The organism is Amycolatopsis sp. NPDC003676 (assembly GCF_053587275.1).
Genome location: NZ_JBSFNS010000174.1, coordinates 1 through 12,218 on the forward strand (window position 1 = coordinate 1; position 12,218 = coordinate 12,218).

The following is a 12,218-nucleotide window of genomic DNA, read 5'->3' on the forward strand; positions in this document are numbered from 1 at the left end:
CGGTTGCGTCACGACGGCGTTTCCTCCGAGGTCAGGAAGACATTCGCGGCTCACCTTCTGCAGGAAAGCCTGAGCGCGCGGGTTCGCGTTGCTGTCGGAGAAAAACTCGGCCGGCGGCAGGTCCGCAGCGATCTTCCCGCCGTCCACAAACACCACCCGGTCAGCGACCTTGCGCGCGAACCCCATCTCGTGCGTGACCACCAGCATCGTCATCCCGTCCTTCGCCAGCTCCGACATGATGTCGAGGACGTCCTGCACCACCTCAGGGTCCAACGCCGACGTCGGCTCGTCGAACAGCATCAGCTTCGGATCCATCGCAGCCGCGCGAACGATCGCCACGCGCTGCTTCTGCCCGCCGGACAACCGGTTCGGATAAGCGCCAGCGCGTTCGAGCATGCCGACGCGCTCCAGCAGAGCACGGGCCTTCGCCTCGGCCTCTTCCTTGCTCCGCTTGAGCACATTCATCTGCGGCAGCACGACATTGCGCAGCGCGGTCATGTTCGGGAAGAGGTTGAAATGCTGGAACACCATGCCCATCCGGGACCGCAGCCGGTCGAGGTCGACGCCGCGGCCGGTCAGTTCCTCGCCGTCGAACGAGACGCTGCCCGACGTCGGCGTCTCCAGCAGGTTGAGACACCGCAGGAAGGTGGACTTGCCGCCGCCGCTGGGCCCGATCACCGCGACCACCTGGCCGGGTTCGATCGCGAAGTCGATCCCGTCGAGCACCTTCACGTCGCCGTAGGACTTGGTCAGGCCGTGGACTTCCAGGAGTGCCATCAGATGTACACCGCCATCTTCTTCTCAAGGGTGCGCGTCGTGAAGCTGATCAGGTTGGTGAGCAGGTAATACAGCAGGCCGATGAACAGGTACACGGTCAGCGCGTCGAAGGTGCGGGAGATGATGGTCTGCCCCACCAGGAACAGCTCGTGAATGGTCACGAAGGACACCAGCGCCGAGTTCTTCGTCAGCGACACGAGTTCGTTGCCCAGCGGCGGAAGCATCCGCAGGAACGCCTGCGGGATGATCACGTGCCGCATCGCCGACACCTGCGACATGCCGCACGACCGCGCCGCTTCGAGCTGGCCGCGATCGATCGATTGCACTGCGCCACGGAAGATCTCGGTCACGTACGAACCGCTGTAGAGGCCGAGCGAGATGATTCCCGCGGTCATCGGCGGAAGCTGCACGCCGAGCTGCGGCAGTCCGAAGTAGATGAAGAACAGCTGCACCACGAACGGCGTCCCGCGGATCACCGACACGTAGACGTTGCCGATCCACCTGATCGGCGCGATCTTGCTGAGCTTGGCGAATCCGCCGAGCGTGCCGAGCAGCAGGCTCAACGCCAGCGCCAGCAGAATCACCTGAAGGCTGACCAGCAAGCCCTGCCAAAGCTGTCCTGAGGAATCGACGATGGTGGAGAAGTTGAACAGCGAGTGCCCGCCCGACTTCGCCGCGGTGCTTTCCGCGCCGAACCACTTTTCGGTGGCCTGCTTGTACGAACCATCGTCGTGCATCTGCTTGAGCGAGGTGTTGAACGCGGTCCGCAGTTCGGTGTCGGCCTTCTGGAAGGCGTAGCCGTAGTTCTCTTCGGTCAGCCGGTCGCCGACCTGCTTGAGGCCGCCCTGCTGCGCGATGAAGTACTTGCCGGCCGGAGCCCCGGTCACGACGGCGTCCGCCTGGCCCAGCTTGACCGACGAGAACATCTGCTCGTTGGTCTGCGCCGTGATCAGCTGCGCGGCGGGCTGGTGCTGGGTGAGCCAGTCGACCGACTTCGTGCCTACCTGGACCGCGACCCGCTTGCCGGCGAGATCCTTGAGCGAACCGACGGAGTTGTCCTTGTCGGAGACGAAAACCGCGAGGCCGCCCGGGTAGTAGATGTCCGAGAAGTCGACGGCCTTCTGCCGCGCGGGGCTGATGTAGATCGCCGACGCGCCGACGTCGATCTGGTTCGCCTGCAGCGCCGGGACGATGTTGCCGAACGGCATCTGGACGAAGTCGACCTTCTTGACGCCCGCCCGCTGCGCGAGGGCCCGGACGAGGTCGATGTCGAAGCCGAGCTGGCCGCCCTTGGCGTCGGTGAACTCGAACGGCGGGAACGTCGCGTCGGTGCCGACCCGGAGCGTCGTCTGCCCGGACCGCAGGGCGGCGAGCTTCCCGCCCTGTGGTTCGGCCGCGATCGCCGCGCTCGTCGGCAAAAACGCGAGCAGGCAGGCCAGCAGCACGGCGCCGAGCCGCGGCCAGATTCGCTGAGGGGGCATTTCAATGTCCTTCCGGGACCGGACGGCTCGTCACGAGCGTGTGCGCGAGGCGGGCCGCGATCCGGGCTGTGCGGGTGTCGACGTCGTAGACGGGGTTCAGTTCGGTGATGTCGGCGAGGGCGAGCTTCGGGTCTCTCGCGACCAGCTGGCACACCTCGAGGACGACCGCGGCGGGTACGCCGAGGGTCGAAGGAGCGCTGACCCCTGGCGCCTGCGCGGCGGGGAGCACGTCGAGATCGATCGACAGGTACAGCGCGTCGACGTCCGCGACGAAGGCCCGGACGAAGTCGAGAACTCTATCGAGATGGCGTTCCTGGCAGTCGAGGTCCAGGAGGTGGCGGACGTTCAGTTCCGCGGCCGTCTCGAACAACGCGCCGGTGTTGCCGGGTTCGCTGATTCCGACCACGGCGTAGGCGAATTCCGCGCCGCGTTCGGCTTCCCGGGCGGCGATCTGCCGGAACGGGGTGCCCGAGGACGCGCGGTCGGCGGTCCGCAGGTCGAAGTGCGCGTCGAGGTTGAGGATGCCGAGGCGGCGGCCGTCCAGCAGGCCGCTGCGGACGAGGCCGAGGTAGGAGCCGTACGCCGTTTCGTGGCCGCCGCCGAGCACCAGCGGGAAATTTCCGTCGCTGAGCTGCTTCGCGACCAGCTCGCCGAGGTTTTCCTGCCCCGCTTCCAACGCATCGCCCTCGACGGAGACGTCGCCCGCGTCGCTGATCACGAACTCGGGCTGGATCGCGAACGACGCCAGCGCCTTACGGATCGCTTCGGGCCCGGCCTGCGCTCCCGGGCGTCCGCCGTTGCGCCGGACTCCGGCGTCGCTGGCGAACCCGAGCAGCGAAACGCCTGGGCCGCCGGAGAATTCGTTGACGGCGTGGTGCCATCGGCGATGTTCCGGACCGCTGCCGTCCTCGCGGCCGGTCCATGGGGTGGTGCTCACACGTGCTCCTGCAATCGGCTGATGTCCTGCGCGGCGGCGTGGGTGAGCGTGACGAGGGAATCGCGGCGCGGGCGCACACGGAAATCCGGGGCCATCGTGCTCACCGTGCCGACAAGGTGGCGATGCCGGTCCAGCACCGGCACGCTCACGCCCCACACCCCCGGATCGACCTGGCCGACGCTCTCCGCGAAGCCCTGGTCGCGCACCCGGCGCAGCTCGCTCTCCAGCTTCCCGACCTGTTCGCCGCTCAGCCCGTGCGCCGCGGCGGTCGCCGCGACCCGGTCCTCCGGCAGGTACGCCAGCAAAGCCTGCGCACTCGCCCCGAAGACGAGCGGCTTGCTCAGCCCCGGCGAGAAACTGCACCGGATCACGCGGGTTCCCTCGGCCGCTTCGACGCAGAGCACGTCGTTGTCGCGAGCGATGAGGAACGCGGCGAGCTCGTCGGTGTCGGCCGCGAGCTGCCGCAGCCGCCGCTTGACGCCGCCCTGGCCGAGCGCCTCGCGGCGGTAGTTCTCGGCCATCTGGACGGTGAGCGAGCCCGCGCAGTAGCGGCCGCGCGTGCGCGCCTGGTGCACGAGGCCGATCTCGACGAACGTCGTCAGGTAGCGGTACACGGCACTGGACGGAATGCCCGTGCCGACGGAGATCTCCTCCGCCGTGGCGCTCTCCCGCTCGGCGAACACCGCCAGGATCCGCGCCGCCCTTGTCCCGGCCTTCCGGTTGGCATCCGCGCTTGTCATGGCGCGCACGCTACGTCGCGGTCCAGCGGGTTCCTAGCGGGTATTCCCAGTTAATGGGAAGTTTATTCCCGGTGATTGGCTGTGTGCGGAGCGAAGCGGGCGGACCCGCCCCTCAGCGAGAGCGTTCTCCGCTGGGCGGACAGGTCGGATCCCGATAGTCCGGCCCGGCGATCCTGCTGACGAACTCGGTGCTCTCGCTGACTCGCCGCGCCTCGGGGAACTGGACGCGGAACTGCTCGGCGAGGACTTCGGTGCCGGTCTGGTCGATCGGCACCACGGTCACCAAGGACGGCATGGTGTCCGCGCTGGTCAGCTCCAGCAGCTCCGGCTCGTTCGCGAACAACTTCCGGAACCTCGCGTAGCCGTCCTGTCTGGTCTCGGTGTAGGACCGCAGGACCCGGGGGTCGCCGCGCAGCGCCCGGGCGACGGCCGCCATCTCGGCATCGGTGCCGAGCATGACGGTCACGGTGTTGGCGCAGACGTCGCGGTCGCCGATCGGGATCGCACCGTCCGGCAACGCATACCCGCCCAGGTAGCGTCCGCCGAGCAGCCACCAGGCCGGACCGCCCAGCACGGCGACGGCGGCCAGCACGACCGCTGCCATCGCCAGCCGGTACCAGCGAGCCGGGCGCGACCGGTGCGACAGCAGGGCCGACGGCGGGGCCTCCGGTTTCCCGGGCTCGTTTTCTCCACCGGAATCCCGGGTGTTCATGACGTTTCCATAGGGCACGGTTCGCGGTTCCCTGATGATCGGGCACGAGGACCCCGCCGTTACGGACAAAAGCCGCAATGCGGCGTTCGGCACATCCCGCCCCCGCACGGTGTTGAGCACCGGAAACTCCCGCGACACGGACAAATGCCGTACGGAATACTCCCCTCTCGTGTTCCTGACAGTCACCACGACCCATCAGCCCGCTTCCGACCTGGGATTCCTGCTGCACAAGCACCCAGGCCGGGTGCAGTCGTTCGAGCTTTCCGCCGGGCAAGCGCACGTCTTCTACCCCGAGGCGTCCGACGAGCGGTGCACCGCCGCGCTGATGCTCGAAGTCGACCCAGTGGCTCTGGTGCGCGGCAAGGCGGGTTCCGGCGACGGGTTCACCCTCGGCCAGTACGTGAACGACCGCCCGTACGCGGCGTCGAGCCTGCTTTCGGTGGCGTTGAAGGAAGTCTTCCGCACCGCGCTCACCGGCCGGTGCAAGTCGCATCCGGAGCTGGCGGCCCGGCCGATTCCGCTGGACATCCGGGTGCCCGCGTGCCCGGGCGGCACCGACCTGGTGCGGAGGATGTTCGAGCCCCTCGGCTGGACGGTCGAGGCGACCGTGCTCCCGCTCGATCCGGAATTCCCGCAGTGGGGCGATTCGCGCTATGTCGACCTCCGGCTGACCGGCGAGCTCCGGCTGGCCGACGCGCTCAACCACGTGTACGTGCTGCTGCCGGTCCTGGACAACGCGAAGCATTACTGGGTCAGCGAAGAGGAGATCGACAAGCTCGTGCGAGCCGGCGGCGACTGGCTCGCCGGGCATCCGGAGAAGGAGCTCATCACCCGCCGCTATCTCGCGCACCGCCGTGCCTTGACGACCGCCGCGCTGACCCGGCTGGCCGAAGTGGACGATTCGGAGCCTGAGGAGATCGACAACGCGCTCGCCGCGCCGGCCGTTCTTGAGGTGCCGGACCGTCCGGTGCCGTTGGCCGAGCAGCGGCGCGGCACGATCATGGCCGTGCTGCGGTCGCTGGGCGCCCGTTCGGTCGGCGACTTCGGCTGCGGCGAGGGCGCGCTGGTGCGCGACCTCCTGGCCGAGAAGTCGGTGGAGCGGATCGTGGCCGCGGACGTGTCGGCTCGCGCGCTGCAGGTCGCGGCGCGGAAGCTGCGGCTGGAGCGGATGTCCGAACGGGAGCGGGCCAGGCTGGAGCTGCTGCAGTCCTCGCTCACCTACCGCGACGACCGGCTCGCCGGGCTCGACGCGGCCGTGCTGATGGAAGTCGTCGAGCATGTCGACCCGCCGCGGCTCCAAGCGCTGGAGCGGACGGTGTTCGAGTTCGCCGCGCCGGGCGCGGTCGTCGTGACCACGCCCAACCGCGAGTACAACGTGCGGTTCGAGTCGCTGCCCGCGGGCAAGCTGCGGCACCGGGACCACCGTTTCGAGTGGACCCGCGCCGAGTTCCGCGCTTGGGCGGACCGGGTCGCGAGCAACCACGGCTACAGCGTGCGGATGCTGCCCGTCGGCTCCGACGACCCCGAAGTCGGCCCGGCGACGCAGCTGGCCCTGTTCACGAAAGGCGGTGCGGCATGAGCACGCTTGAGATTCCCGACCTGTGTCTCGTCGTGCTGGTGGGCGCGAGCGGGTCCGGAAAATCGACCTTCGGCCGCGCGCAGTTCAAGGCGACCGAGGTCATTTCGTCGGACTTCTGCCGCGGGCTGGTGTCCGACGACGAGAACGACCAATCCGCGACCAAGGACGCGTTCGACGTCCTGCACTACATCGTCGGCAAACGGCTCGCCGCCGGGCGGCTGACCGTGATCGACGCGACCAACGTGCAGCCTGACGCGCGCAAATCGCTGGTCGCGCTGGCCAAGGAGCACGACGTGCTGCCGGTGGCGATCGTGCTGGACATGCCGGAATCGCTTTGCGCCGCGCGCAACGAAAGCCGCGTGGACCGGACCTTCGGCGCGCAGGTGATCCGGCGGCAGCGCGATCAGCTGCGCCGCGGGTTGCGCAGTCTGCAGAAGGAGGGCTTCCGAACGGTGCACGTCCTGCGCACCCCGGAGGAGGCCGACGAAGCGACGATCACGCGCGTCCCGCTGTACAACGACTTGCGGCACGAGACCGGACCGTTCGACATCGTCGGCGACATCCACGGCTGTCGTGTCGAACTCGAAGCGCTGCTCACCGAACTCGGTTATGCCATCGAGCGCGACGAGCAGGGCCGCGCGATCGGTGCACAACATCCGGGGCGGCGGGCGGTGTTCGTCGGCGATCTCGTCGACCGCGGTCCGGACACGCCGGGCGTGCTGCGGCTCGTGATGGGCATGGTGCGCGCCGGAAATGCCTTCTGTGTCACCGGAAACCACGAGCACAAGCTGCTGCGCGCGTTGCGGGGCCGGAATGTGCAGGTCACGCACGGGCTCGCGGAATCGCTGGAGCAACTCGCCGCCGAACCGGCCGAATTCCGCGCTGAGGCGCACGACTTCATGGACGGTCTGATCAGCCACTACGTCCTCGACGGCGGCAAGCTGGTCGTCGCGCACGCGGGGATCACCGAACGCTTCCAGGGCCGCGCGTCCGGACGCGTGCGGAGCTTCTGCATGTACGGGGAGAGCACCGGCGAGACCGACGAATTCGGCCTGCCCGTGCGCTATCCGTGGGCGAACGAGTACCGGGGCCGCGCGATGGTCGTCTACGGGCACACTCCCGTGCCCTCGCCGGAGTGGGTGAACAACACTCTGTGCCTGGACACCGGGTGCGTGTTCGGCGGAACCCTGACCGCGTTGCGGTATCCGGAAAAGGAGATCGTCTCGGTCCCGGCGGCCGAGGTCTATTACGAGCCCGCCAAGCCGTTCCCGGCCAACCCGTCGGCCGCGGAGCCGGTCGCACACCGCGACCCGGGCGTTCTGGACGTCACTGACGTCCTGGGCCGCCGGGTGATCGAAACCGCGTACCAGAAACGGATCGGCGTCCGCGAGGAGAACGCGGCGGCGGCGCTGGAGGTGATGTCGCGGTTCGCGATCGACCCGCGCTGGCTGGTCTACCTGCCGCCGACGATGTCGCCGGTCGCCACCGCGACGGCCGACGGATTGCTGGAGCACCCGAGCCAAGCGTTCGACTACTTCCGCGCGGAGGGCGTGGATTCTGTGGTGTGCGAGGAAAAGCACATGGGTTCGCGCGCGGTCGCACTAGTGTGCCGCTCGCTCGACGCGGCCCGCGCCCGCTTCGGCGCGCCCGGCGACGCGTTGGGCGCGGTGTGGACGCGGACCGGACGGCACTTCTTCACCGAAACACTGACCGCCGAAGTGGTCGATCGGATCCGTGCTGCCGCGGAAAAGGCGGGCCTGTTCGACGAACTCGGCTCGGACTGGTTGCTGTTCGACGGCGAACTGCTGCCGTGGAGCGTCAAAGCCGAGCAGTTGCTGCGCGAGCAGTACGCGGCTGTCGGCGCTGCCGCCCGCTCGGCGCTTCCCGCAGCCGCGACCGCGCTAGCCGCCGCTGATGCCTCGGGCCTCGACGTGTCGGCTTTGCTGGAGCGCACGAATTCCCGCGCAGCCAACGCGGACGCGTTCGCCCAGTCGTACCGGCGCTATTGCTGGCCGACCGACGGCCTCGACGGTGTGCGTTTCGCGCCGTTCCAGGTGCTGGCGTCGGCTGGGCACGCGCATCACCAGCAAAGCCACGACTGGCACCTGACGCTGGCCGACCGGCTCGTCGAGAGCAGCGACGGTTTCCTCGCCCCGACCGGGCGGGTGTCGGTCAGCACCACCGATCCCGCCTCCGTCGCGGCGGCCGTCGACTGGTGGACCTCCCTCACCGCGCGGGGCGGCGAGGGCATGGTGGTCAAACCGGCCGCGAACCTGGTGCGCGGATCGCGCGGCCTGGTGCAGCCGGGGCTGAAGGTCCGCGGGCGCGAGTACCTGCGGATCATCTACGGCCCGGACTACACCGAGGAACGCCACCTGTCCCGGCTGCGGCAACGAGGCCTCGGGCACAAGCGCTCGCTGGCGCTGCGCGAGTACGCCCTTGGCCTGGAAGCTCTGGACCGGCTCGCCCGCGACGAGCCGATGTGGCGCGTGCACGAGTGCGTTTTCGCCGTGCTGGCACTGGAATCCGAGCCGGTGGACCCTCGCTTGTAGACAGTGCGGGCGGCATAAACCGGTGCGTTTTCGCGGGGTTCGCGAAAACGCACCGGTTTGCCGTCGCTCAGGCCGTGTACGGGGACCGCTGCTCCAACGACGGTCACATCCGGATGCCGACCCTCCTGACCCGGCACCGGCGTCACAGTCGGAGCCTGCAGATCCGTCTCCGACCGCCGCGCCAGCCGCTCGTCGCGTGAGCCAGGATCAACAACCCGACGACACGCGGCGAGCCACACCCGCCGAGGCCGACATCGCGCGCACGCGAGCACATTTCGCAGTACTCGCACGAGGAATCCGCACCGGTCAGCCCTCAATTGCCGTCACTCAAGCCGTGTACGGGGACCGCTGCTCCAACGACGGACTCACATCCGGATGCCGCCCCTCCTGACCAGGCACCGGCGTCACCGTCGGAGCCTGCAGATCCGTCTCCGACCGCCGCGCCAGCCGCTCGTCGCGGTGCGCGATCGCGTCGGCCACGTCCTGCTCGCCCCGGATCCGCGCCAGCGCGCCGAGCGTCGCGGCGTGGGCCAGCGCCAGGATCAGCAGCAGCACGCCCAGCCGTCCGACGACGCCGGGCAGGTCGCTCCCGCCGATGTCGACCGTCGAGATCAAGGCCAGGATGCCCAGCGTCCCGAGGTGGAACAACACGGTCACCAGGCGGGTCATCGAGGCGCCGGCTCCGGGGTCCCCGTAGGCGTTCGCGAGGTACCGGCGGCCGCTGCGGTAGATGATCTGGCCGTCCACCAGGACCAGCGCGATCCCGATCGCGAGGAACGAGAGATAGGCGTTGGTGCTCATGCCGGGTGCTCCTTTCCCTGCCGTGCTCCGGTCCTCCGGTTACCCCTGGCGCGGTGCCGGAAACGGGGCCTTTCGGGTGCTCCGCATGCATCCGGCGGGTGATGATTGACCTGCCGCCGCACCGGGTAACCCGCAGTCCATGGTTCAGCGCGATGCGGACGGAACGGGCATGCTCACCGCGGCTGCGCCAGTGGTCGAGCTGCGCCTGCGGGCGAACGGGGAGCTGCTGTTCCTGGCCAGGCTGGTCGCCGAGGACATCGCCTCCTCGGCCGATTTCCGGCTCGACGAGGTCGCCGACCTCCGGCTGGCAGTCGACGAAGCGGTCGCGGCCCAGGCGCGACGGGCGGACGACGGCGCGTTCCTGGAATGCGCCTTCCGCTGCGCGGGCCGCATGACCGTGACAGTCACCACCACGACGACGTCGGCGTTCCCGCCCGGACCGGACGAGGTCGGCTGGCACATCCTGCGCGCGCTGACCGATTCGCTCGACGCCTGGACCGAACCCGCGCCCGGCTCCGACGGCTGGCGGCTCTGCGTCGAATTCGCCAAGGAGCCGCTCCGCTGGGAGCCCTGAGTTTCGCTTGCCTCCGAACGGGAATCCGGCCCGCATGCGCCGAGTGGACGAACTTCTCGCCGACCACGGCACGACTTTCGCCGAGGACGCCGGGATCAAGCTGGCCGACAAACCGCAACCGCTGTACCGTTTGCTGGTCCTCACGACGCTGCTCTCCACGCGGATCAGCGCCGACATCGCCGTCGCCGCCGCGCGGGAACTGTCTCGGTCCGGCTGGCGCTCCCCCGCCGCGATGCGCGATTCCACGTGGCAGCAACGCGTCGACGCGCTCGGCCGCGCTCACTACGTCCGGTATGACGAAAGCACTTCGCAACACCTCGGCGAAGGCGCCGATTTCATCCGCGACCGTTACGGCGACGACCTGCGCCGCATGGCCGACGCCGCCGACGAAGATCCGCAACGGCTGGAAAAACTCATCACCGAGTTTCCCCGGATCGGCCCGACGGGCGCGCAGATCTTTTGCCGCGAAGCACAGGCAGTGTGGCCATGGCTGCGGCCGTATTTCGATCGGAAGGCCTTGGCCGGCGCGAAGAAAGCCGGTCTGCCCACCGACCCGAAACGCCTGGCGAAACTGGTGCCCGGCGACGATTCGGCCCGGCTCGCGGCAGCGCTGGTGCGACGGAGCCTGCAGCGCTAGGCCGGGTGTTCCTCGACGCCCTGCCGCACGATCGCGACCGGGCACGGCGCGTGATAGGCCATCGCGTGGCTCACCGACCCGAGGAACGCACCTCGCAGCGCACCTCGGCCGTGCCCGCCGACCACCAGCAGCGTCGCCGCTTCGGCGTGGTCCAGCAACACCTCCGCCACGCTGCCGAGCGCGACCTCCCGCTGCACCACGACGTCCGGATGCCGTTCGCCGAGACCGGTCAGCGCCTCCGCGAGCAGCCGTTCGCCCTCGTCCTGCGGGCTCTGCTGCCCCTCGCCGCCGGAGCGGGCCGGGCCGAAGACGTCCTCCGGCGGTTCCGACCACACGTGCACCGCGTGCAAGGCGCATCCGTGCCGGTCGGCGAAGTCGTACGCGTACCGCACCGCCGCGACGCTGGACGGCGACCCGTCCACCCCGACGACGACCCGCCGCGTCTTCTCCTTCGCCGGACGGACCACGACGACCGGCCGCGCGCACGTGTGCACCACCTGCGAGGCGGTCGACCCGAGCAGCAGCCGGGGCAGCCCGCCGCGCCCGGACGCGCCGACGACGATCAGCTCCGCCTGCCGCCCGATGTCCGCCAGCTCCCAGCTCGCCCGCCCGAACCGCACCCGGGTGCGCACCGGCAGCCCCGGCCGCTTCCGGCCGACCTCGGCGGCGACGTCGGCCAGCTCCTTCTCCGCGTAGTCCACAACGGACTGATCGGCCACGATCTCGCCCGCGACCGGGGTGATCACGCCGGGCACGAAATCGACGTTCGGCATCGGCAGCGTCATCGTCCGCACGAGGACCAGGCACGTCCCGAGCGCCTCCGCCTCGGCGGCGGCCCAGTCCACGGCCAAGCGGGCGCCGGCGGAACCGTCGTCCCCGACCACGACTCCCGGCTCGGCCTGGTTCGCCTCGTCCATCACCGCCTCCGTTCGCGCGCTTTCCGGTAGGTACCCGATCGCCTCGGACGGCAATCGGGCCGACGGCTGGTCAGCGAGGGTCGGGAGGTACGGGCGGTTCCGGCGGCGGCAGCGGACCCGGCCCGGGACGCGGCGGCGGGGCCGGTTCCGGCGGGAAGGGCGGCACCGGTGGCGGCGGCGACGGGACGGGCTCCGGTCCGGGCGGCACGGGGTGCACCATGACGGGCTCCTTCCTCGGTCGGCTCGAATCCGAGGGGTACCCGATGGGCCGCCGCCGGACACGTCGGATCCCGCGGACGGCGTCGAAACCGAGCCAGTGCTCCGCCTCGCGCCCTCAGCTCGGCAACCCGCTGTTCAGCAAGCAAGAGAGGCGCACGCGAGGCGGCCTGATCGATGCCCGCGCTGGTTCCGCGGGTACGTGAGGGGAACCCTGAGGGAATCTGATTCCCTCAGGGTTCCCCTCACGTACCGCACACCGCACCCGCCGACCGGACCGACCCGGCTCGGCCCG

At 69.6% G+C, this 12,218-nt stretch carries 11 protein-coding genes; 4 read left to right on the top strand and 7 right to left on the bottom strand.

Going from position 1 to position 12,218, the window contains the following annotated elements; translation table 11 throughout:
* The 5 genes from ACWDNU_RS42975 to ACWDNU_RS42995 form a co-directional block, all read right to left on the bottom strand.
* On the bottom strand, positions 1–777 hold a 777-nt coding region (locus ACWDNU_RS42975), incomplete at its 3' end, for an amino acid ABC transporter ATP-binding protein (protein WP_449673086.1).
* Entirely contained in the window at positions 777–2,258 is a 1,482-nt protein-coding gene (locus ACWDNU_RS42980) for an ABC transporter substrate-binding protein/permease (RefSeq protein WP_449673087.1), read from the bottom strand. The genes ACWDNU_RS42980 and ACWDNU_RS42975, both read right to left, overlap by 1 nt.
* Before the next feature lies 1 nt (position 2,259).
* The gene (hutG, locus tag ACWDNU_RS42985) at positions 2,260–3,195 is read right to left on the bottom strand and encodes a formimidoylglutamase (RefSeq protein ID WP_449673088.1); all 936 of its coding nucleotides are present in this window, start codon (positions 3,193–3,195) and stop codon (positions 2,260–2,262) included.
* Positions 3,192–3,935 carry an IclR family transcriptional regulator gene (locus ACWDNU_RS42990; RefSeq protein ID WP_449673089.1) on the bottom strand — a complete coding sequence of 248 codons (744 nt, stop codon included), beginning with the start codon at positions 3,933–3,935 and terminating at the stop codon, positions 3,192–3,194. The genes hutG and ACWDNU_RS42990 overlap by 4 nt, the downstream gene beginning before the upstream one ends.
* 112 nt (positions 3,936–4,047) lie before the next feature.
* Complete coding sequence (locus tag ACWDNU_RS42995) at positions 4,048–4,647, bottom strand: permease-like cell division protein FtsX (protein WP_449673090.1); 600 nt, start codon at positions 4,645–4,647, stop codon at positions 4,048–4,050.
* 169 nt (positions 4,648–4,816) lie between these two features.
* Between ACWDNU_RS42995 and ACWDNU_RS43000 the strand changes: the two genes are divergently transcribed.
* Both ACWDNU_RS43000 and ACWDNU_RS43005 read left to right on the top strand, forming a co-directional pair.
* Positions 4,817–6,226: a 3' terminal RNA ribose 2'-O-methyltransferase Hen1 gene (locus ACWDNU_RS43000; protein WP_449673091.1), complete on the top strand. Its 1,410-nt coding sequence runs from the start codon at positions 4,817–4,819 to the stop codon at positions 6,224–6,226.
* Positions 6,223–8,778, top strand: coding sequence for a polynucleotide kinase-phosphatase (locus tag ACWDNU_RS43005; RefSeq protein WP_449673092.1), 2,556 nt, complete (start codon positions 6,223–6,225; stop codon positions 8,776–8,778). The genes ACWDNU_RS43000 and ACWDNU_RS43005 overlap by 4 nt, the downstream gene beginning before the upstream one ends.
* Before the next feature lie 327 nt (positions 8,779–9,105).
* Here ACWDNU_RS43005 and ACWDNU_RS43010 read toward each other — a convergent pair whose 3' ends face one another.
* Complete coding sequence (locus ACWDNU_RS43010) at positions 9,106–9,579, bottom strand: hypothetical protein (protein WP_449673093.1); 474 nt, start codon at positions 9,577–9,579, stop codon at positions 9,106–9,108.
* A gap of 139 nt (positions 9,580–9,718) precedes the next feature.
* Here ACWDNU_RS43010 and ACWDNU_RS43015 point away from each other — a divergent pair, with 139 nt between their 5' ends.
* On the top strand, positions 9,719–10,153 hold the full coding sequence (locus ACWDNU_RS43015) for an ATP-binding protein (protein WP_370937821.1): 435 nt from the start codon (positions 9,719–9,721) through the stop codon (positions 10,151–10,153).
* Between the two features lie 34 nt (positions 10,154–10,187).
* Positions 10,188–10,790: an endonuclease gene (locus tag ACWDNU_RS43020; RefSeq protein WP_449673094.1), complete on the top strand. Its 603-nt coding sequence runs from the start codon at positions 10,188–10,190 to the stop codon at positions 10,788–10,790.
* Here ACWDNU_RS43020 and ACWDNU_RS43025 read toward each other — a convergent pair.
* Entirely contained in the window at positions 10,787–11,707 is a 921-nt protein-coding gene (locus ACWDNU_RS43025; protein WP_449673095.1) for a universal stress protein, read from the bottom strand. The genes ACWDNU_RS43020 and ACWDNU_RS43025 overlap by 4 nt on opposite strands.
* Between the last annotated feature and the right edge of the window lie 511 nt (positions 11,708–12,218).